The organism is Marinifilum fragile JCM 15579 (assembly GCF_001310955.1).
Taxonomy (GTDB): Bacteria; Bacteroidota; Bacteroidia; order Bacteroidales; family Marinifilaceae; genus Marinifilum; species Marinifilum fragile.
In genome coordinates, this window is record NZ_BAZX01000023.1 from 1 (window position 1) to 20,702 (window position 20,702).

At 35.7% G+C, this 20,702-nt stretch carries 20 protein-coding genes and 1 pseudogene; 9 read left to right on the plus strand and 12 right to left on the minus strand.

The features are described 5' to 3' along the window. Positions 1–25 precede the first annotated feature (25 nt). From JCM15579_RS14860 to JCM15579_RS14870, 3 genes are all read right to left on the minus strand, one after another. On the minus strand, positions 26–547 hold the full coding sequence (locus JCM15579_RS14860; protein WP_157471499.1) for a hypothetical protein: 522 nt from the start codon (positions 545–547) through the stop codon (positions 26–28). Positions 548–764: 217 nt separating this feature from the next. After that, the gene (locus tag JCM15579_RS14865; RefSeq protein WP_083464703.1) at positions 765–1,853 is read right to left on the minus strand and encodes a tyrosine-type recombinase/integrase; all 1,089 of its coding nucleotides are present in this window, start codon (positions 1,851–1,853) and stop codon (positions 765–767) included. A gap of 177 nt (positions 1,854–2,030) precedes the next feature. Then, positions 2,031–2,600, minus strand: coding sequence for a hypothetical protein (locus JCM15579_RS14870; RefSeq protein WP_054721229.1), 570 nt, complete (start codon positions 2,598–2,600; stop codon positions 2,031–2,033). Between the two features lie 2,580 nt (positions 2,601–5,180). Between JCM15579_RS14870 and JCM15579_RS14875 the strand changes: the two genes are divergently transcribed. The 3 genes from JCM15579_RS14875 to JCM15579_RS22130 all read left to right on the plus strand — a co-directional run bounded on the left by JCM15579_RS14875 (position 5,181) and on the right by JCM15579_RS22130 (position 8,147). Continuing rightward, entirely contained in the window at positions 5,181–5,480 is a 300-nt protein-coding gene (locus JCM15579_RS14875) for a hypothetical protein (RefSeq protein ID WP_054721230.1), read from the plus strand. A gap of 238 nt (positions 5,481–5,718) precedes the next feature. Further along, a complete protein-coding gene (gene purT, locus JCM15579_RS14880; RefSeq protein ID WP_054721231.1) occupies positions 5,719–6,888 on the plus strand; it encodes a formate-dependent phosphoribosylglycinamide formyltransferase in 1,170 nt (389 codons plus the stop codon). Positions 6,889–7,316: 428 nt separating this feature from the next. Further along, on the plus strand, positions 7,317–8,147 hold the full coding sequence (locus JCM15579_RS22130) for a YecA family protein (protein ID WP_305067104.1): 831 nt from the start codon (positions 7,317–7,319) through the stop codon (positions 8,145–8,147). A 208-nt stretch (positions 8,148–8,355) separates the two neighbouring features. Here the strand turns inward: JCM15579_RS22130 and JCM15579_RS22335 are convergent, their stop codons facing one another. From JCM15579_RS22335 to JCM15579_RS14905, 5 genes and pseudogenes are all read right to left on the minus strand, one after another. Continuing rightward, complete coding sequence (locus tag JCM15579_RS22335) at positions 8,356–8,499, minus strand: 4Fe-4S binding protein (RefSeq protein WP_373280239.1); 144 nt, start codon at positions 8,497–8,499, stop codon at positions 8,356–8,358. A 181-nt stretch (positions 8,500–8,680) separates the two neighbouring features. Beyond that, positions 8,681–9,499 (minus strand): annotated as a pseudogene (locus JCM15579_RS14890) (FMN-binding protein); the annotation flags it as partial. Positions 9,500–9,687: 188 nt separating this feature from the next. After that, entirely contained in the window at positions 9,688–9,978 is a 291-nt protein-coding gene (locus JCM15579_RS14895; RefSeq protein WP_054721234.1) for a VcrB family reductive dehalogenase putative membrane anchor, read from the minus strand. A gap of 66 nt (positions 9,979–10,044) precedes the next feature. Then, a complete protein-coding gene (locus JCM15579_RS14900; RefSeq protein WP_054721235.1) occupies positions 10,045–11,538 on the minus strand; it encodes a reductive dehalogenase in 1,494 nt (497 codons plus the stop codon). A 123-nt stretch (positions 11,539–11,661) separates the two neighbouring features. Then, on the minus strand, positions 11,662–12,750 hold the full coding sequence (locus tag JCM15579_RS14905) for a helix-turn-helix domain-containing protein (RefSeq protein ID WP_054721236.1): 1,089 nt from the start codon (positions 12,748–12,750) through the stop codon (positions 11,662–11,664). 168 nt (positions 12,751–12,918) lie between these two features. Between JCM15579_RS14905 and JCM15579_RS14910 the strand changes: the two genes are divergently transcribed. Next, complete coding sequence (locus JCM15579_RS14910; protein ID WP_054721237.1) at positions 12,919–13,380, plus strand: hypothetical protein; 462 nt, start codon at positions 12,919–12,921, stop codon at positions 13,378–13,380. A 14-nt stretch (positions 13,381–13,394) separates the two neighbouring features. On the opposite strand, the gene JCM15579_RS14915 is transcribed toward JCM15579_RS14910, so the two are convergent. Then, complete coding sequence (locus tag JCM15579_RS14915) at positions 13,395–14,447, minus strand: quinone-dependent dihydroorotate dehydrogenase (RefSeq protein ID WP_054721238.1); 1,053 nt, start codon at positions 14,445–14,447, stop codon at positions 13,395–13,397. A 310-nt stretch (positions 14,448–14,757) separates the two neighbouring features. Between JCM15579_RS14915 and JCM15579_RS14925 the strand changes: the two genes are divergently transcribed. From JCM15579_RS14925 to JCM15579_RS14940, 4 genes are all read left to right on the plus strand, one after another. After that, a complete protein-coding gene (locus tag JCM15579_RS14925) occupies positions 14,758–15,057 on the plus strand; it encodes a hypothetical protein (protein ID WP_054721240.1) in 300 nt (99 codons plus the stop codon). A gap of 205 nt (positions 15,058–15,262) precedes the next feature. Further along, positions 15,263–16,126 carry a beta-keto acid cleavage family enzyme gene (locus tag JCM15579_RS14930; RefSeq protein ID WP_054721241.1) on the plus strand — a complete coding sequence of 288 codons (864 nt, stop codon included), beginning with the start codon at positions 15,263–15,265 and terminating at the stop codon, positions 16,124–16,126. Next, positions 16,086–16,766 carry a DapH/DapD/GlmU-related protein gene (locus JCM15579_RS14935; protein WP_054721242.1) on the plus strand — a complete coding sequence of 227 codons (681 nt, stop codon included), beginning with the start codon at positions 16,086–16,088 and terminating at the stop codon, positions 16,764–16,766. Before JCM15579_RS14930 ends, JCM15579_RS14935 begins: the two co-directional genes overlap by 41 nt. 196 nt (positions 16,767–16,962) lie before the next feature. After that, positions 16,963–17,478, plus strand: a complete 516-nt coding sequence (locus JCM15579_RS14940) for a hypothetical protein (protein ID WP_054721243.1) — start codon at positions 16,963–16,965, stop codon at positions 17,476–17,478. 56 nt (positions 17,479–17,534) lie between these two features. Here the strand turns inward: JCM15579_RS14940 and JCM15579_RS14945 are convergent, their stop codons facing one another. Beyond that, on the minus strand, positions 17,535–17,924 hold the full coding sequence (locus JCM15579_RS14945) for an FKBP-type peptidyl-prolyl cis-trans isomerase (RefSeq protein ID WP_054721244.1): 390 nt from the start codon (positions 17,922–17,924) through the stop codon (positions 17,535–17,537). 44 nt (positions 17,925–17,968) lie between these two features. Between JCM15579_RS14945 and JCM15579_RS20445 the strand changes: the two genes are divergently transcribed. Beyond that, positions 17,969–18,154: a hypothetical protein gene (locus tag JCM15579_RS20445; protein WP_054721245.1), complete on the plus strand. Its 186-nt coding sequence runs from the start codon at positions 17,969–17,971 to the stop codon at positions 18,152–18,154. Positions 18,155–18,165: 11 nt separating this feature from the next. On the opposite strand, the gene JCM15579_RS14955 is transcribed toward JCM15579_RS20445, so the two are convergent. Together JCM15579_RS14955 and JCM15579_RS14960 are read right to left on the minus strand one after the other, a co-directional pair. Then, positions 18,166–19,023: a YjjW family glycine radical enzyme activase gene (locus JCM15579_RS14955; protein ID WP_054721246.1), complete on the minus strand. Its 858-nt coding sequence runs from the start codon at positions 19,021–19,023 to the stop codon at positions 18,166–18,168. Beyond that, positions 18,998–20,539 carry a YjjI family glycine radical enzyme gene (locus tag JCM15579_RS14960; RefSeq protein WP_054721247.1) on the minus strand — a complete coding sequence of 514 codons (1,542 nt, stop codon included), beginning with the start codon at positions 20,537–20,539 and terminating at the stop codon, positions 18,998–19,000. Before JCM15579_RS14960 ends, JCM15579_RS14955 begins: the two co-directional genes overlap by 26 nt. Positions 20,540–20,702 lie beyond the last annotated feature (163 nt).

A 20,702-nucleotide genomic window follows, 5' to 3' on the forward strand; every position in this document is an offset into this window, starting at 1 on the left:
TTGTAAAACGTACTTTATTCATTTCTTATCCTGGGTCTTCACTTCTGTATTCTAATTTTATAATCAGGTCATTATCGTCATAGTGAAGTTTTAAATAATCAGATTCTCCAGCGCCAACTACATAAACAATGTTTTCTTCCTGATTTTCGTAATTCGGCATCTCAAATCTATCCCAATCCGTTATTTTTTTCTGTAAGTCAAAATCCAAGTCAAAGGTTTTTGGTTCTTTTTTATCACACGCCCATCCATCACCATCATTTTTAACTTGCAATTTAATTATCGAATCAATCTGTGTACTTTTTAAATTGTCAATTTGTCCATCTGTCGAGCCATCACATCTGTTATCCTCGTGATAAATAAAAATCCAATTATCATTGAAGAATGAACTCAATTTTTCTCCAGTTTTGAGATTCGCTAAAAATTCTGATGCTTTTGAATTTGTTTGAGTTTTAATCTCTGTTGCTGGCTCATTCTTTGTCTTAGAATCAATAACGGTATTATCAATTTGTTCTTTGTCTTTGTCAATTGTTTTCTTGTTATCATTCACATTGCTGTTTGTCGAGCCAGTACATGAAATCAAAATTATCATAAAGCCAAGAAGAGTTATGATTGTCAATTTACTCTTTATCATTTTATTATCATGTTTATTTATGTGCAGTATCGCTCTTAGTATGTTTTACAACGTTGGGCTAACCCAACCTAGTTGGTTTATTTTGATTATATCATTTTGTTTATTTATCAAATTTGGGTGGCTAACCCAACCTTTAGGTAGAGTTATTAAAAATATCATCTATTGGATTTTTAAACTTTGAAATCTCGCTTTTTGCAACATGAGTATAACGCTCAGTTGTTTTACTCGAACCATGACCTAATAACACCTGTATATGTCTCAAGTCTGTTCCTTGCTCCAAATGATGAGTTGCGAATGAATGCCTAAGAATATGTGGATAAACTCTTTTACGAATACCAGCTTTATTAGCTGAAGATTTTAATATTTTTGAAATACTTTCCCCTGAATATTTAGCAGCACCATGCTGACCTTCGATTAAATAAAATTTAGGTTTAAATTCTTTGTAGTATTTTCTTAATATCCTCAGCATATTTTCCGAAAGCTGTACATACCTGTCTTTTTTTCCTTTTGCATTATTAATTTTAACCAGCATTCGGGAAGAATCAATATCCGATACCCTTAAATTTATTAACTCTCCTCTTCTTAAACCACACGAATAAATCATAGCAAGTATTGTTAAGTGCTTAAGATTTAGCGTTGAATCCAGAATTTGCTGAATTTCTTTTTTGCTTAAAACTTCTGGCAAATACTTCTCTTTTTTAGCTCTTTCAATATGATAATATTCTCGATCGCGACCTTTTACTTTTTCGTAATAGAACTTAATTGCATTTATTCTTTGGTTCTGCTGACTTGCAGAGATATTTTTCTCTTTTACAAGTCTATGCACATATCCATTAATATCATCAACACTAACTTCCTCCAGCACTCTATTATTAAAGTAGTTCTGAAACTCCTTAAAATAATGAGTATATGTTTTTATAGTTTGTGGACTATATCTTTTTTGCTCCAACTTCTCCAAATATCCCTTCGGAAGAACAGTTTCAACCTTTTCCTTTTTTTTATCTGCTATTGCCACAATTTCTGCAATGGGAGAGAACACCTCTTTAAACTTTTTATAATCGAATTCTGTTCTGGCAATCCACCAACATTTCTTCGATTGGCTCCATTTTATCTGGAAATGCTTTTTCAATAATTCCAATATCCCCAAATTGTAGTCAAATGTAATCTTGACAACTTTTCGATTTCTGTGTAAATCCGGGGATAATAAAATTCTTGCTTTCATTTCTTGTAAAACTAGATTCTCAAATTTAACAAGATCTTATAATATAACAAAATATATACTTATGAACGGATCTTTGTCACTTTCTCCTTTCTCCTTTTTTTTCCTTTTTCCTTTAACCCAAAAACACCCAACAGCCCCAATAGGGGCCATCAGGTCTCTTTTTAAGCAAAAGCGCGATTATCCCAGCACAAATTCCTTATCCGTCTCATTTCCTGGATAATCGAATGCCTTCACTATAATTTTGTCGCCAGCATATTCCGTATTGGCAACCGTGGCAGCATATTCCCATTCGAAATCGCTACCATTTTTACTGGCCAGGCCTTTTTCAACCAAGCTACCATCATTGTGATAAATCTCAATTTCAACATGTTCAACTTTAAAGTTGTCGAATGCGATAATTTCAATTTTATTCCCAACTTCACCATGATAATTGCTAACATTTAAATCTCCTATCTCAGGAGAATGAAAATAATCCGCAACAGCCATATTATAGGCACTAGGAAAACCTTTTTCTTTTGCAATCTGTTTGTACTCTTCCTTCACATCAGGAATTTTCATTTGAACTTTTGCAAACTGCGTGGCTTTCTTAAATCGGTCCTGTTGCGCAATTTGTCCACTGGTACTTTCACCAGATCGGCGAGGAGCCGACGATAATATGGTTTGTCCACCATTTTGTCTAAATACCAAATCTTTCCCAAGTTTTCCACTTAGGCCTGTTGTAACTAAATTTTTCTTTACTATTGCCATAAGGTTGTGATTTAAATTAGTATTACTTTTAATTATAAAATGAAAAGCCTATAATCCATGACAAACGGATTAAAAACTATGATAAAGTTTAAAAAGATATCTGTAAATGCCAATAGTTTATTAAAAATTATGTCTAGGTTAATAGCAATTGTAGTGAATAAAACCTAACGTATCAATTAAACAATAATCAAAAACTAACCTATATATTCGTGCTTATAGTCTTCCTATAGTCTTCCTTCGGTCTTTCTATAGTCTGCTTATTTCTCGTTTAAGAAAACATAAAAAGATTATTAAGAGACTTTAAATATGATAAGTAAAATAAAGCTTGAAAATCAAGAATATAGAGCGTTATTTATTTTAGTTCTAAATAAATATTGTCATAATATACAAGTTTATTGATTTCCATATAAGCTAAAATAAGTCACTAAATAGGTAATCCTTGACAGCTTATAAATACCTATAAAAAATATGAATGAATAAAAGTAAAATAATAGCCCGTCTGGCTCGAAGACAATACAAACAATCCATATTCGTCGCATAAAACGACCTAGACCAAACCACATCGACACTTGCGACAATAATAAACTGCATCAATAACTCAGGGCGGCGGTCATTATAATTCCCTTGCCCTGGGCTATATGTTCTTTGCCCTTCAGGCAAAAATTGTTATACCCCTTTGCCTGTCGGGATTCTCCCCTGAAAAGGGAAAACTCCCAAATCAACTCAATAGTGCATTTTGAGCGGGAGCTGCCAATCGAGCGCGATTCGGGGCAGACCGTTGCCATAGAAATGCGAACAGCTTTCGATTGGCTTGATTCTTTTGCATACTTTTCTCATTTAAGGAGAAAAGTTTGAGCCCGTCTGGCTTGAAGACAAGAAAGGTTCCAATTTATTTCGTCGCAATAAACCAGCCAGACCAAACAACATCAACCCTTGCGACGATAATAAACTGCATCAATAACCCAGGGCGGCGGTCATTATCATTCCCTTGCCCTGGCAGAGTGTTCTTTGCCTTTCAGGCAAATTGCCATTTTAATGCCATTTAATATAAACAATAGGAAAACCAGATTAATGTAATGACTCGAATATAGATTCAAACCTCAATTTTTGTGAGGATCGGCATCAGCTAGGTAAGTGGGGCCCATAGGAGAGAAAGCGGCAAATAGAAATGCTGTCGAATGAAGAATGAGTGAGACTATCTATTTCTATTCGCTTTTGATCCGTTATGGGTCACTGAGTAGATGCGCCGTAGATTCTTTGCAAACTTTCTCATCAATGGAACCGAACGAAGTGAGCTCATGAATGCCCGTTAAAATTATAAATGAATAAAAGTAAAAGAATAGCCCGTCTGGCTCGAAGACAAGACAAAGAATTCATTTTCGTCGCAATATACCAGCCAGATCAAACAACGTAAACCTTTGTGACGATAAACAATCATTCTCCTTTTCCCTACAGGCAAATGGTAAATTAGTTTCTCATGCTATCCATTCTAAATCAATTCCGTAATGGACATCGAGTGGGAGCGCCAATTTATCTCAACCCGATTCAAGTTAGTTAGGTATGAGCAACGCAGGTGGGGTATCCATAGGTGAAAATGATGATTAAAAAGAAATTCTGTGGAGTGAGGAACGAGCTTCACTATTATTTCTTTTCATCATTAAACCGTTATGGGTCACCGAGTGCTTCCACCTAGATTTTTGTTACTTTTTATCAATGAAAAAGTAAAATAATAGCCCGTCTGGCTCGAAGACAAGACAAAGAATTCATTTTCGTTGCAATAAACCACCTTGATCAAACAACATCCACAGTTGCGACAACAATAAAACTATGTTATTACCCCAGGGCGGCAGTCGATCATGCTCCTTTTCCCTTGGGTATTAATGATCTTTGCCATACAGGCAGAATTTATTTAAAATATCGCCTATTTATTGCAGTAATGCTGACATTCAAAAATTTGTTGGGCCCCATAGATGAAAAAGTCGTTAAGAACAGAATTCCATGAGCGAGGTACGAGTGAATATTATTCTGTTTAGACTTTAAGTCGTTATGGGTAACGAAATTTTTGGTGTCTAGATTTTTTGGTTCTTTTATAGCAATGATAACCGAGCTTTGCGAGCTCATGAATGCCCGTAAAAATTATGAATGAATAAAAGTAAAATAATAGCCCGTCTGGCTCGAAGACAAGACAAAGAATTCATTTTCGTCGAAATATACCAGCTAGATCAAACAACCTAAACCTTTGTGACGATAAACAATCATTCTCCTTTTCCCTACAGGCAAGTGGTAAATTAGTTTCACATGCTATCCATTCTAAATCAATTCCGTAATGGACATCGAGTAGGAGCGCCAATTTATCTCAACCCGATTCAAGTTAGTTAGGTATGAGCAACGCAGGTGGGGTATCCATAGGTGAAAATGATGATTAAAAAGAAATTCTGTGGAGTGAGGTACGAGCTGCACTATTATTTCTTTTCATCATTAAACCGTTATGGGTCACCGAGTGCTTCTACCTAGATTTTTGTTACTTTTTATCAATGAAACCGACCGAAGGGAGCTCATGAATGCCCGTGAAAATTATGAATGAATAAAAGTAAAAGAATAGCCCGTTTGGCTCGAAGACAAGACCAACAATTCATATTCGTTGCAATAAACCACCTAGATCAAACAACATCCACAGTTGCGACAACAATAAAACTATGTTATTACCCCAGGGCGGCAGTCGCTCATGCTCCTTTTCCCTTGGATATTAATGATCTTTGCCATACAGGCAGAATTTATTTAAAATATCGCTTATTTATTGCAGTAATGCTGACATTCAAAAATTTGTTGGGCCCCATAGATGAAAAAGTCGTTATGGGTAACGAAATTTTTGGCGTCTAGATCTTTTGGTTCTTTTATAGCAATGATAACCGAGCTTTGCGAGCTCATGAATGCCCGTAAAAATTATGAATGAATAAAAGAACAGCTCGTTCGGCTTGAGAACAAAAAACGAAAAGCACTATTGGTGTTCTTAATAAAATTGCAATTTGAAAATACTGGTTTGAAATCCTACTTTTGCACTTCAAACAACCAAACACGAATTTTATAAATCCATTATCTAATTTAGAAAGATACATTTATGCTAAAAAAGATTTTACTTTTAGGATCAGGTGAACTGGGAAAAGAATTTGTAATCGCAGCTCAGCGATTGGGACAACAAGTAGTAGCGGTTGATTGTTACGAAAATGCACCAGCCATGCAAGTAGCAGATCACTTCGAGGTAATCAACATGTTGGATGGAGCTGCCTTGGATGCAGTGGTGGCAAAGCATCAACCAGACCTAATTGTACCGGAAATAGAAGCAATTCGCACTGAGAGATTTTACGATTACGAGAAGCAGGGAATTCAGGTTGTTCCAAGTGCCAAAGCAGCTAACTTTACCATGGATCGTAGAGCCATTCGCGATTTGGCTGCCAAAGATCTTGGATTAAGAACTGCAAAATACCTGTATGCAACATCACTTGACGAAATGTATACCGCAGTAGAAGAGGTAGGAATGCCTTGTGTGGTAAAACCTTTAATGTCCTCTTCGGGCAAAGGACAATCGGTAGTAAAATGTCAGGATGATATTCAAAAAGCCTGGGAAATTGCAGGAGCAAAGGGCAGGGGCGATTCAGGTGAAGTAATTGTAGAAGCCTTCGTGAAATTTACCTCAGAGATTACCCTATTAACCGTAACACAACAAGATGGTCCAACTCTATTTTGCCCGGCAATTGGTCATGTGCAAGAGCGAGGCGATTATCAGCAAAGTTGGCAACCAGCCTTAATCTCTGATGCAGATGTGAAAGCTGCTCAGGAAATGGCTGATAAGGTAACCGCTGCATTAGGTGGTGCAGGCATTTGGGGAGTAGAATTCTTTATTTGCGAAGATGGAGTAGTGTTCTCGGAGTTATCACCACGTCCGCACGATACAGGAATGGTTACATTAGCAGGAACACAAAACTTCTCGGAGTTCGAGTTGCATTGCCGTGCCGTATTGGGTTTGCCAATTCCTGAAATTACTTTGGAAAGAGTTGGAGCAAGCTCAGTAATTCTTGCCCATCAGGAAGGAGAAAATCCTTATTTCGAAGGATTGGATCAGATTGCGGTATATCCAAAATCAGACTTCCGATTGTTTGGAAAACCAACCACACGAGAGTACCGAAGAATGGGCGTTACCCTTGCTTACGATTCTGCTGATGCCGATGTAATGGCAACAGTAGAAAAAGCCAAGGAAATGGCTGCTTTGGTAAGCGTAAAAACCAAATAGAAAATCCCAATAGATATCAACAAGAGGCGCAATTTTTTGCGCCTTTGATCTTTGCCTTTCAGGCAATATTTGCAAACTTCCTTAAAATCTAAACTCAATTAAACAAACGCATTATCCATTCAAGTTGATTTGGTATGAGCAACGCAGGTGGGGTACCCATAGGTGAAAATGATGATTAAAAAGAAATTCTGTGGAGTTAGGAACGAACTTCACTATTATTTCTTTTCATCATTAAACCGTTATGGGTCGCCGAGTGCTTTCACCTAGGTTTTTGTTACTTTTTATCAATGAAAAAGTAAGAGCCTGTCTGGCTTGAAGACTAAAAAGCAATTCCTAGTAGGTTGCTCTTAAACACAAATGGATTCTTAATTAATAATTCCCAAATTATAATTGCGAATGCATATCTTTGCCACCTAAACATGAAAGATATGATCCGATCAATAAAACAAGCATTCGATATAATAGACACAAAAGCAACTGGCATTCCTTACGAAGCAATCGATTACCTAAGAAATCACGAAACATGTGATGAGTTGAATGAAAAGCTCGTATATGCACTTAAAAACGCCTATAGTGGAAAGGCCTATTATTCAGAAAAACACAGGGTCATGTTGCCAGCACCTTTATGGTATGCAGTGGTTGCCGAGAAACATTTGTCCGAGGATCTGTTCGAACCTTTGTTGGAAATGTTTACTACCGAGGAAGACTGGGATGTAATGAACGAACAAGCAGTGTATTTGGTTGGATTATTGGCCAAAGCATTTCCTGGTGCATTTCTCGAGAAAGTATTATTCTTTATTGAAGAGAACATCAGGAAAGACAACAAAACCCCATACATTTTCTGTTTCGAAGCACTTTACTATGCAGAGGATAATCATTTCGAAAGAATCCATGCCATGCTCGATAAAGAGAATTTCCATTGGGTAGATCACTATGTGAGAGTATTAGGTGATTTAATGCGAAAAGATACGCTTGCAAAATTCAAGCAGATTCTGCCAAAGTTTGAAGGTAAGCATACTGCTATCGAATTACAGTATTACATTGATGTAATAGAAGGGAAGATTACCGACTTTCAAAAAGGAGTAGCATTCTGTGAAATGCGCGATCCGGAATGGAAGAACCATTATCAACATATGGAGCAGATGTTTGCAAGCGCTCAATCGCCAATACAGCAAGAAGTAAAAGTGAATCGTAACGATGCCTGCCCTTGTGGATCAGGAAAAAAGTACAAGAATTGTTGCTTGCAAAAACTGTCATAAGAAATAAATGAGAGTATAATAAAACGGTTTTACTACAATGTGGTAAAACCGTTTTTTAATAAACCCAAGCGCCAACTACAAGTTATATTTTCTAAGCTGAATTGTTCATGGCATTAGCTTTTAAATCTTACTGGCAATGTAAAGTAGTATGGATAAAAGACAGATTGCATAAAGTGCAAATCCAGCCCATGTTTCCTTTTTAAAATTTTTAAGCATCTTGTTTGTGTTTTTGAATCAGTTGTTTAACTTGATTTCTCCTGGCAATTACCCAATTTAAAATGCCACCTACAGGACAAAAGAATCGACAAAAGAAATTCGAAAAGAACAAGGCCCCTATGAGTGCTGTAGGCAAAATATACCACTGAATGCCTTCGCCTTTTAAAGAGAATCATCATGGCAAAGGGTTCATAAGACGATAAACTTGGATTTTGAGATATAAAGATCAGGATCAACGACAACCAAATCAAAAAGTTTGGAGTGAATGCCAGAGCTTTAGCCAGAGATGGATCCATTTTAATATTAATTCCAGATATCTGATGCAGCAACATTTGACTGGCTCTAAATGGGCAAATGGCTGTGCAATACACATTTTTACCCCAAATGATGATGATACTTAGTGTTGCAGCAACCAAAAGCCACCAGCTTAAATGAGTATGAATATCCGGAAAGTATCCCAATAATATTCTTCCAAAATGAGTCAGCGAAAGCGAGGCATTAAAAAGAAAGCCAATAAACACCAAGCCTAAAAACAGGTTGAAATATATTAGTTTCTTACTCTTAAAATAGATCGCCAAAAAGGCAATGATAATGATTAATGCAACAATTCCCTCTTTGGGAGTAAGTCTCCAGCTTTTCTCAATTCGCGGAGTTTCCAGCTGAAATACCTTATGAGCAATTTGGTAGGAAGCATCACGCGCAGCATTGGCAATGGCAAGTGAGCTAACCGTTGCTCCCGATACGGCTTCTACATCCTTTTTTAATTGAAATCCATCATTCAAACTTTTCTCTTCGTATTGTTTGTAGTATTTCTTATTGGAGAGTTTCGCGACAAATGACGGTGTTTCAAAGCTTTTAATCAGTTCTGTTCCAATAATTAATCCACAGGTGTCGCTTATAACCGCTACCTGTAAAGGTCCACCATAGCCTTGAGATGAACCTGTTGCTAAATATCCATAAAGCTTTTCGTTTTTATAAAGGGGATATACTCCTTCCTCAGCTTCTTTCAGTTGAAGGTCTTCAGATTGAAGTATTTTTAAATGCTCAAGTTCATGGGAGTGATCGGTAAAGATGATACCATAGCAAAAAGCCATGCCCAGACTTATCCAGGCGATCCAATTGATATATTTTTTCATCTGTTTAAATTTATCTTCATTTGTCAGATGGTTCCGAAAGCTTTCGGGATCACAAGAAATTCAATCATTTACTTGTCTGTAAATTATATGATTGAATTTACATGTTCGGTTCATGTACTGTATTGAATCCTAATGAATGGAGATCGAAGCCATACGTATCTATGACTCCGAATCTCCTGAAACAAAAACTATTTGCTTGCCGCTTTTTTTAATGCCAGTTTCCTTGATAAAAGAAGCAGAATGAGCGAAGGAATCACGAAAACGATTAATCCCATACTTGCTGCTCTTGGCTCACCTTCAAGTATTGAACTAAACGACCAGGCGATACCAAATATGAATAAGAAAACCCCAATGCAGATGCTTATCCATGTAGAGATATTAAATTTCAATTTTTGATTGTAATAATATATGAGTCCTGTGGCAAGAGTGGTAATTACGCCCAGGGAAAAAAACAATATTTCTATACCTGTAAATATCATGTGTTTGATTTTTTAAATGTGATTAATATGTATTGCAGTGTGAAGCAACCTGCAATACATTATGCTTTAATGTCCATCGTAGCTTTTGCCTTCAGGACTGTAGAATTTCTTAATGGATTCCTTGTCTTCTACATTACCATATCCAAAGAGTATATCCATTTCACGCATCAGGTCGTGCACCGGACCAGGCATTGCTGCCGTAATGCTATCCACCAATCTGTGATGCCAAAAGTCAGGCTTGTTGTACGGACAGGATGCCATACAAATTCCGCAATCATCTCCCAATTCACCCCATAGTTTAAAGCATTTTTTAGCATCAACATGATACTTTTTAACGCCCTTCACATTGTACCAGGCATTGTCTTTATTGTCGTGAGTTGGCTCAAAGGATGGTTCTTTATCGAATGAAATGGCTTTGGTTGGGCAAGCATCGGCACAGCGCATGCAGTTTTTGCAAAAATCCATTACGCCAAATGACTTTGGCTTGTCGTATTCTACAAAGTCAAAATCGGTATATACCTTTGCCAGTCTAACACGAGGTCCATATTTATAGGTTACGGCTTGTCCCAACCTTGAAGCTTCCCCCAAACCTGCAGCAATAGCATATGGCACACTTAATCCCATATCATTACCTGCCGAAACAGCGTTAAATCCAAGGTTTTTAAGATATACAGCCAACTGATAAGGAACTTTTGCCATTTCTGAATAACCAGCTCCTGCAGCGGCACTTCCCACAAAGGAAGGAGAGGTGGAAATTCCCTCGTAGTCCATATTGAAAGCCATTACAATTACTGTTTTTGGTTCAAAGGGAAAGTCACTCCAGTCGGTAATAAATTTGTCAGGTCCCCAATTGTGAAGTTCTTCCAATTGTTCCTTGCTTGGAGGAGCCAACAATGGTTTTCTGAATAAAGGAGGAACCGGATTCAGGAATTTACTGTAATCCCACCTTTTATCTCTTCGAGTAATTCCTACCAAATCAGCACCAAAAAGTTTAGCAGCTCTTTTAATTTGATTGGCCGCCTCTTGTTTGCTTTCAAACTTGTATTTTTCTTTTACTACATAGTCGTTATCAAATAATGCAAATTGCACTTTTTCAGTGCGCTGTTCCCAGGAGTTTACTCCAAAGTTAGGCACTGCAGCCGGACTTGGTCCAGCAGCATAATTATTCATGGCCCATGCTCCTGCTAACAGGGCTTTATCAGCTTGATTGTATCCAATTTTATCGTTGTCGTAAGCAAAGTTCATTTTCTGAACAAATGCTTGCCCATCGTCAACAATATCATCTTCTACAGTTTCGCCAATTGCTCGTATTTCGTTCACGAAAAACGATCGGGCTTGTACATGATCCCAATTTCGAGGTGGTACATAGTCAGGTCGTACTTCTACAGGAAAATCATCATGTGTGGTTACAAATTTATCCACAAGACGTTTATCCAATTCTTTGGCTGCAGTTTTTTGCGGTAAATTAGTTAAGGCACCCGCACCAACAGCCGCCGTTATTCCTCCAATTTTAAAGAAATCTCTTCGATTTAATTTTGATGAATTTTCGTTTTTACTCATTGCGTCAATGTTTTTGTTACAGTTCAAAGCTGCATCTAAAACATTGATATCGCGACAAAATCAATAATTTCGGACGTATTCCAATTTTATCGTACCATCAATTGCCTCATTTTAAATCGAAAACTATTTGAGTTCTTTCAGGAATTGGGAGGGTGTTTGATTGGTGAATTTTTTAAAAGCTGCATTAAAGGTAGCTTTCGATTTAAATCCAGCCTCGAATGCCAATGCCAAAATGGTGTAGCTCTTGTAAGCTTCCAGTTTCGATAAACGCTTAAATTCCTCCACCCTGTAATTGTTGATGTAATCATTAAAACTTTGATTCATTAATCCATTCATGGTTTCAGAAATCTCGTGGGAAGAGATGTTACATTGTTGAGAGAAACTTGACAAGTTTAGCTCTGGATCAAGATATGGCTTTTCACTTTCCATAAGCTGATTCATTTTGATTACATTCTTTTCGGCCAATTCGCGGGTAAGTTTCGATTTGTCATACTTTTTGAATCCACCTAAACCCACTTTTTCGGTGCTTAAATGCAAAGTTCTAGGTTCACTTACAATTACATAGGAAATTGCATAAGCCAAAAACATCAAAAAACTAAGGTTAATGATATCCATGGTGGCTTCAAAGCCCGATACAAAGAGTGGAAGATTGGTTTTAATTTCAAGAATAACAAAGTGCAAACTCATCATGAAACAAAGCAACTTAATCAAGCCTGTTCTTTTCTTGTTGTAATTAAATATACTTAGCGACATGCCTTTGATTTGGTAAAAATTCCCAATCATCTTTAAAATCAAGAAAGGATAAATCAGGTAAAGGGAAACTAGAATGTTTTTGGCAATTAATAGATATGTGCTTTTAAAAGAATTGGTATTCAGATATAAAATAAAGATGACTCCGTTTATTAAGAAAGGAAGCAGATGCAATAAACTTACTTTCGTGAACTTTAGTTTTCCATATAATACCGACATTACATAGTAGTACACCACTAATGGGGCCATGGTAGCAATAGGAACTACACTATAGGGCCAGTTCGAACCTATAGTTATGAATCCTTTGTAAAAGAAATAATAATAAACGTAATGGAATATAATATTAACGAATATGAGCTTTAAAATAAAGTTAGGCAGAGTTCTGAATTTTTTGCGCAGCAATATCAGGATCAAACCAATAATTTGGGCTGAACAAAAAAGAATCAAATAGGGAATATTCATATAAGAAAAGCGATGGTTTAGATTTTTCGAAAAGTAAAGTATTTTTTAAAAAATCGCAAAATAGCTCGTGCTGATTTAAACTTCAAAAAGGCACAGATGATTGTTTTCGATGTCAATCGTGATTACTATTTCTTATTTGTACATTTGATTCCTTAATGGAATACAATAATGAATAAACCAGACACACTAAAAGTAGACTTGTACAACCAAGTGCAAGAACTAATTCAATCTAAAATCAAGACAAACCAAGAATCGCTATCGGCATTAAAAGAATCTGTCGGCAATGAAACCAAAAGTACAGCAGGAGACAAGCATGAAACGGGTAGAGCAATGATGCATCTTGAGCAAGAAAAGGTGATGCGACAATTAGCAAACAACCAAAAACTAAAAAGTGTTGTGGATAGGATTAGTCCTAAAATCAACAATGAAACTGTTCAGTTAGGTTCACTGGTAATTACCAACCACATATCTTTTTACGTTTTGGCAGGTTTGGGACAGATGGAATTGAATGGACAGAACTATTTCATCGTTTCATTTCAATCCGAATTGGTCCAAGCCTTTAAAGGGAAACGAAAAGGAGATAATCTTACATTTAAAGGGCAAAACTATACGATACAAGAGATTTTGTAGATCTTATTTGGGAATTAGGATATGTGATTGGCTCGTTTGATTAGCGCTTTATTGATATTTTTAATCAGACCAGGACCACCATATATAAACCCAGTATAGATCTGAACCAGCGAAGCTCCAGCATCTAATTTTTCAAGAGCATCTTCAACGGTCATAATACCACCAACTCCTATAATTGGTATTTTCCCATTCGATTTTTTGTGGATGTAGCGTATTACTTCCGTGGACTTTTGCTTTAAAGGATTTCCGCTTAAACCACCTGCACCAACCGCTTCAATTTCTTCATCCGAATAGCTCAATCCATCTCTCGATATAGTTGTATTTGTTGCAACAATTCCGGCAATATTGGTTTCTGTAACTATATCAATAATATCATCTAGCTGTGCCTCATTTACATCAGGGGCGATTTTTAGCAGGATTGCTTTGGTTTTCTTTTTGATTTTATTCAATCCCATTAATTTATTCAATAGATCTTTTAAGGGTTCCTTATCTTGCAATGCCCTAAGATTAGGAGTATTCGGAGAACTCACATTCACCACAAAGTAATCAACATATGGATACAAAGCTTCAAAACAGTTAATATAATCATCGCTGGCACGTTGATTAGGTGTGACTTTGTTTTTACCAATGTTCCCACCAATTATAATATTGGTTTTCTTTCTCTTTAGTCGTTTTACTGCTTCCAAAACGCCATCATTATTAAATCCCATTCTATTCACAATGGCCTTGTCATTTACAAATCTGAATAAGCGAGGTTTGGGATTTCCTTCCTGAGGTTTGGGAGTTAAGGTACCAATCTCAATAAAACCAAAACCCATACTTCCTAGCATATCAAATGCTTCAGCATTTTTATCCAATCCCGCAGCAAGACCTATCGGGTTTGGAAATTTTAAACCAAATAGCTCACGTTCTAGTGAAGGGTGTTTTTGGGTAAGGAATAATGAAGAAATTTTGCGAATAAAGGCAATCTTTTGAAAAAAGATTAAGCATGAAAAAGTAAACTTGTGAATTTTTTCAGCATCGAATTGTATTAATACAGGACGTATAATTAGGCGATATAAACTCATTTTGTAATATTGTTTTGCACAAAGATAATAGGATATTTTGAAGAAAAAGAGTTTTGTGTCTGATTTAAATAGGAGGATATTAAAACGATTGGTAAATATTTACGAAACCAAACGTCTAATTGATTTATTGGATGAGTTTTACCAATGGTTTCGCTGCGGTTAATAGTAAGACTGGTATTTTATCTGGAAATGTTAATATTGCTTATAAAAAGCATAAGAAAAAATTTGTCATAAGTCAGAATATTCCTAAATTCGTAATACAATTTTTTTTTAGAAAAACTACTGCATTAAATATACTAAGTGTTATATAATGAGTAAATTAAAAGAGATTAAACTCAACTTGTTTCAACTAAATGTTCTTTTAGATGAAGAGGAAAAAGCAGCTTACGACTATATTGTTCAGGAAGGCACTTATTGTGTACATTGCAAGGAAATGTGTGCAAAGGGTGTAGAGGTAAAAGAAAACTTTCTGAATGATATGAATGATATCCTGATAAAAGGAACCTGCAAGAAATGTAATGGCAGAGTAAGTAGGTTTATTGAATATGGAGAGTTCGATGATTTTCGGGAAAAAGCACTTCGATTTAGAATATCCATTGGAGCTGAATAAATAAATTCAAATATATGCCTCCTTATTGTATGATAAGGAGGATTTTTTTTGAATTAAGGCTTAAAGTGATCTTAAAATTAAGATGAGATAAATCTGTTTAAGAATAGTTAAAGCGTTGTAAATCTGCACATACGTTCGAGGTCTTAATTGTATAAAAAAAGAAAAATATTGTATATTTAATAATACACCATTAACTATACAATAGATGAAGAACAATGAGATTATTATAAATTTTTGCCCAACCGGAATGGTGCCTACAAAGGATATGACACCATTTGTGCCGGTTTCTCCACAAGAAATTATTGAACAAACTCATGAGGCCTACGAAATTGGGATCACCATTGCACATCTTCATGCACGTGGAGAGGAAGATGTGCCAACTTACAGAAAAAATGTATATCGAGACATTTTTGAAGGGGTACGAAAATATTGCCCCGATTTAATTATATGTGGCAGTACCTCAGGCAGGAATTTTCCCGAATTTGAAAAGAGATCTGAAGTCATAGAGTTAAAGCCGGATATGTGTTCGCTGACCTTAAGTAGTTTGAATTTTGTGAAACAAGCCTCGGTAAATGCTCCCGATATGGTGCAGCGTTTGGCTCTTAAGATGAAAGAATATGGCGTAAGAACTGAACTGGAGTGTTTCGATTTGGGTATGGTCAATTACGGTAAATATTTAATCAAAAAGGGAATTGTAGAAGGTCCATTCTATTGGAATTTATTATTTGGAAATATTGCTGGTTTTCAAGCTAGTTTTCAACAAATGGGAACGGCTTTATCCGAAATTCCAGAAGATCATTTCGTGGCTTTAGCTGGTTTAGCTGCCGATCAACTGAAAGTAAATGCAGCAGCAATTGCAATGGGGTATGGTGTGCGAGTGGGGCTGGAGGACAACATTTGGTGGGATGAAAGGAGATCACGCCATGCAAGCAATATTGAGTTGGTGAAGCGCATCCATTCGTTAATTGCAATTCACGATAAACAGTATTTTTCTCCTAAAGAATTTGGTCAACTTGGATTTAGAAATAATGAAGTCGCAAAAAAATGTGTGCCAGTTACTAGGATTTGATCCGAATTGGATTTGTGTAATTCATGATTTACTCTATTACAATCATGAAAGTGAAATAGATTTGCAGGTTTTTCTGAATATTGAAATGCAGGCAAAGCTTAATGATCATTTGATGGAGATTCCTATTCAGGTAAAAGATAAATCAGAAATTAACAACAATTTGCCTTTGCTATTTGGATTGGCAAGTCCCAAAAATAAATATCCTGTTTATCAGAGTTTTTCAAAGGTTCTAAAGAAGAAGGATTACACCAACTTAATAGCAAACTCATCCATTATTAGCCTTAGTACTCAATTTGACAAAGCACTTTTAATGGATCATCAGTGCATTGTTAGTGCACAAACCAAAATTGGTTTTGGGGTAAGTATTAAGCGTGGTGCAAAAATTGGGCATCACAATGTTATTGGTGATTTTACTGATATCAATCCTGGCGTGATAACTTCTGGAAGTGTTACAATAGGTAAAGGCTGTGAAATAGGCTCAGGAGCAATTATCAAGAACAATGTAAAGATTGGTGACAATTCATTTGTGGGAATGGGCAGTGTTGTTACCAAAGACATTCCGGCCAATAGCATTGCATTTGGTAACCCGTGCAAAGTAATTCGGAAAAATGATATTTGGAACTTTAATTATATCGATTAGAAATAAATATAGGCTTTGGGGATTTACAAACCAAAGTCTATTTTATTTTGGATGACTCGTATTCAATCACTTGTAAAATCAATAAAAACAAAAGGTTTAAATAGAAAGAATATTAAATAGTAAAACACCTGCCTTGCACTCTTGGTTTTTAACAAAAAATGCTTTGTTTTGTAGTGCAATTTTAAAATTACATATCATGTTGAATAATATTATAAGATTGATTATTGCTGGAATTCTACTGTTGGGTTCAATCTTTCTATTTATAAATTCTTTTATAGGATTAGGAGTGTTGGCAGTATTGTTGTCTGGATTATTTGTTCTTACATATTTTAAGAATGAGAAAAATCTTATTGCCTTTTATTTTTTAAGGAAAAATAAGTTTCAATCTGCTGGAAAAGTTTTAGCAGGAGTAAAGCATCCAGAAAGAATGATCAAAAGTCAGGAGGCGTATTACTACTATTTATCTGGATTGATTCATTCTCAAGAGCATAAAAACTCTGTGGCAGAAAAACAGTTTAAAAAAGCCTTGAATATTGGTTTAAGAATGAAAACGGATAAGGCAGTTGCCAATTTAAATTTGTCAGGAATTTACCTGTCAAGAAGAAATAAGCAACTATCTAAATACTACTTGCAAGAAGCCAAGAGCTTAGACAAGCAAAAAATGCTTTCAGCTCAAATCAAGGAGCTTGAACATATGATGAAAAGAATATAATACTTAAATGCTAAGTATAAAGAAGCCTGATAATTGATTTAATCAGGCTTTTTTATTTAAAAAACTTTAGTCAGAATAATATCAAATATCAGTACTGAACCTCCAGGAATTGCTCCATAATCAGTACTTCCATAAGCCAAATGAGATGGGATGATTAAAATTCCTTCTCCTCCTTCTTTAAAATAGGATAATCCTTCTTTCCAACCTTCGATAACTACAGATAGGTTAATTTCCAGGTTTTCACTTTTGTCGAAAATTGTACCATTGGTAAAGTAACCAATATAGCTAATGGATACATTGCAATCAGCAATGGGACTTTTGCCTTCGCCTTTGTTTACAATTACATAGTGTAAACCGGATTCCGTCCTTTGTGCATTAAGCTTATGTTTTTCGATATAATCCTGAATCTCTTTCTCGTTAAGTTGTTTAAATTTATTTTTCTTCATGCTTTTAATACTATCTTGTAAGCTCAAAGTTAGACTTTATAATTATGCATCCTATTTTTTGTTTTATTGGAGGAGCCATTCGCTTTGCAATTCTGTATATTCAATCTTTAATTTCAGGAAGGGAGAGACCCAAGTACATGATGGTCTGTCAGAACAAGTCGAATGCATGGTTGGGATTTTTATTGATTATTCCTTTAATACTTTTGTATCTGTTAATTTATCAATGGTAATATCAGTTTTCTTATATAACAAGAATATCTAAATCTGATTGTGTAAGAATACTTTTTGCATGAATCATTTCATCTTCATTTGGTTCTTTTAGGTATGCAAATTCTTTTCTAATACCATGATTTCGCATCTTAATTAAAGTTTTTCTTACTGATGGAGATACCGATTTCATCAAATTGGCAATATTCATAATTTCGATTTCATCGTTATTGTAATTGGGAACCAAAACAAAACGAAGCTCACATAGTTTGTTTTTAAGGTTCAGATAAGCAACTGAGTTTAAAATCTTCTCGTTGGAATATCCAGTGATTTGCTTGTGTATATCAACCGAATATGCTTTGATATCCAGCATTACACCATCAATATAGGGCAGGAGAGAGTCCCATTTCTCTTGATTTATATTTCCGTTAGAGTCAATTAAAATGGACAAATGTTTCAGTTCTGAATTGGATCTAATTTTCTGAAATAACAACTTTAAGAATGGAGCATGAAGCATTACTTCACCACCAGATACGGTTATGCCCGAAATAAAATCTTTTACCTCATGAATTTCAGAAATGATATTCTCAACCGACATTTGTTTGTAAAATGGACTGCTATTTTCAGGGCAAATTTCCAAACATTTATCGCAACGATTACATGTGTTTACATCGTGAATGATTTGTTGATTTTCAGAATCAATTTGCAAACTGTTAGTGGGACATGTATCAACACAAGTGCCACACAAATTGCACAATCCGATGGTGTGAGAATTGTGACAGTACATGCAGTTTAAGTTACATTCCTGAAAGAAAATAACCATGCGATTTCCTGGTCCATCAATCACACTCGATTTAATAATACCACTAATATTTGCTTGCAACTTGCTCATTGGAAATAACTCGTTTCGAAACACGATTGTCTACATTGGCATTATCCATAGAATTGGCAGCAAAAAGTGTACTTCCATATCTCGAGCCCTCTTCTCTAAACTCTTTCAAGTCACTTCTTCTTACTAAATATCCTGTAATGCGAATAAATTCACCATCCGATAAATTAAAGGTAAACATTCTCATTCCTTTTGAAAATGCTCCTTTGATGATATCCAGAATAGCAGTTGGATTTCGTTTTACCGTTTCATCGAAATGAAAAATGTCACTAATACCACCATTAAACAGATGATGATGTGGAGCCACTGTATTAATATGGGAATAAATATCTGGTTCGCTACCAATTGGAATTCTGGCTCCTGCAGTTTCTTCTATATCAATATCAATACCCGACTGTGAGTGAAAAAATGCTCTGCCATCATTGGCTTCACAATAGGGTAGTTCCCTTGCGTCAACATATTTCTTCATCGTCTCTAAAATCAGGCGTGCAAGTTCATTGGCCTCTTCATTCTTTCCATATGTATGTTCTCTGCCACTTTTTTCTATTAATTGGTTAACACATTCAGCAAGACCATAAAAGCCAAACATGGCAGAGAAATTAGCTAAAGAAATAATTCTCTCTTTGGCAAGAAAATCTGTATCGTAATACTTTACAGTTTCCACCAAATATTTACTTCTGGCCTCGATAACATCCAATGTCATCTCACAATACTTTTTTAAAGTATCCGATAAAAAGCTTTTGATATCGCCCTTATGCAGATCGGTAATCTTTTTCAGGTTTAAACGAATAAGCGTATGAGATCCGCCACCTATTGGCAAAGAATTATAACAACTTACTACGCCATAATCTCCTTTAAAATCAGAAGCAGTCATCTTGTGATTGGCGACATGAGGTTTTGCTACCTCAAATACGGTTTTGCTTGCCTCAAGTAGAAGTTCATCCGATGTTAGTTCAGAATCATATTTCAAAGTAAGATTGGGAACAACCTGCTTTAATTCTCTCTCAATTCTTAAAACAGTTCTGGCAATTACATTATCTACCGGACCGATGTTAATGTGTACAAAAGCATCAGGCAGACTTCTATCAATAAATCGCCAAAAAAGCTTCATTTTTCTATAGATTTCATCTTCCGATAAATCGCCAACATAATCAAGAAGTAGCGTATCAATATTGCCCAGATATACTGAATAACCAGTAATGGAAGGAACCTGAAGGTAAAGAATCGATAGAAAATTAATCGCTTCATCGAAATTTGTAGGAGGATCTAATTCAAGATACTCAACGCCATTTTTTAAGGCATAAGCATAATCTGGAAGTACATATCTTGGACGGTAAGGTGCACTTCCTTCAAACAAGTCGCAAATGATTTTTTGATCTAATGCATCCTTTGCTTCTTCCGATATTGTTGGATAATCCTGAGAGCTCTCTGCAATATAGGCCAAATGGTGCTTTTTTTGTCGATAATCTAAATTACCATCTGTTAATACTTGTAATACTCTTGACTTAATTTCTTCCATTCGTATAAATCTATATTTATTCTAATCGAGGCGATTTTGATGATTCAAAAGTATACAAAACTTAGCAGGCTTGAGATACCAAAACGGAAAATATGTTCGGAATGTTTATTTTGTTTGGTACAGCTATTAACTTTTTACTATTTTGCACACAAGAAACCTACTT

Excerpts from the sequence above, each read along its gene's own strand:
- JCM15579_RS14865 (WP_083464703.1), bottom strand. The coding sequence starts at position 1,853 with ATGAAAGCAAGAATTTTATTATCCCCGGATTTACACAGAAATCGAAAA.
- JCM15579_RS14870 (WP_054721229.1), bottom strand. The coding sequence starts at position 2,600 with ATGGCAATAGTAAAGAAAAATTTAGTTACAACAGGCCTAAGTGGAAAA.
- JCM15579_RS14875 (WP_054721230.1), top strand. The coding sequence starts at position 5,181 with ATGAATAAAAGTAAAAGAATAGCCCGTTTGGCTCGAAGACAAGACCAA.
- purT (WP_054721231.1), top strand. The coding sequence starts at position 5,719 with ATGCTAAAAAAGATTTTACTTTTAGGATCAGGTGAACTGGGAAAAGAA.
- JCM15579_RS22130 (WP_305067104.1), top strand. The coding sequence starts at position 7,317 with ATGATCCGATCAATAAAACAAGCATTCGATATAATAGACACAAAAGCA.
- JCM15579_RS14895 (WP_054721234.1), bottom strand. The coding sequence starts at position 9,978 with ATGATATTTACAGGTATAGAAATATTGTTTTTTTCCCTGGGCGTAATT.
- JCM15579_RS14900 (WP_054721235.1), bottom strand. The coding sequence starts at position 11,538 with ATGAGTAAAAACGAAAATTCATCAAAATTAAATCGAAGAGATTTCTTT.
- JCM15579_RS14905 (WP_054721236.1), bottom strand. The coding sequence starts at position 12,750 with ATGAATATTCCCTATTTGATTCTTTTTTGTTCAGCCCAAATTATTGGT.
- JCM15579_RS14910 (WP_054721237.1), top strand. The coding sequence starts at position 12,919 with ATGAATAAACCAGACACACTAAAAGTAGACTTGTACAACCAAGTGCAA.
- JCM15579_RS14915 (WP_054721238.1), bottom strand. The coding sequence starts at position 14,447 with ATGAGTTTATATCGCCTAATTATACGTCCTGTATTAATACAATTCGAT.
- JCM15579_RS14925 (WP_054721240.1), top strand. The coding sequence starts at position 14,758 with ATGAGTAAATTAAAAGAGATTAAACTCAACTTGTTTCAACTAAATGTT.
- JCM15579_RS14930 (WP_054721241.1), top strand. The coding sequence starts at position 15,263 with ATGAAGAACAATGAGATTATTATAAATTTTTGCCCAACCGGAATGGTG.
- JCM15579_RS14935 (WP_054721242.1), top strand. The coding sequence starts at position 16,086 with ATGAAGTCGCAAAAAAATGTGTGCCAGTTACTAGGATTTGATCCGAAT.
- JCM15579_RS14940 (WP_054721243.1), top strand. The coding sequence starts at position 16,963 with ATGTTGAATAATATTATAAGATTGATTATTGCTGGAATTCTACTGTTG.
- JCM15579_RS14945 (WP_054721244.1), bottom strand. The coding sequence starts at position 17,924 with ATGAAGAAAAATAAATTTAAACAACTTAACGAGAAAGAGATTCAGGAT.
- JCM15579_RS20445 (WP_054721245.1), top strand. The coding sequence starts at position 17,969 with ATGCATCCTATTTTTTGTTTTATTGGAGGAGCCATTCGCTTTGCAATT.
- JCM15579_RS14955 (WP_054721246.1), bottom strand. The coding sequence starts at position 19,023 with ATGAGCAAGTTGCAAGCAAATATTAGTGGTATTATTAAATCGAGTGTG.
- JCM15579_RS14960 (WP_054721247.1), bottom strand. The coding sequence starts at position 20,539 with ATGGAAGAAATTAAGTCAAGAGTATTACAAGTATTAACAGATGGTAAT.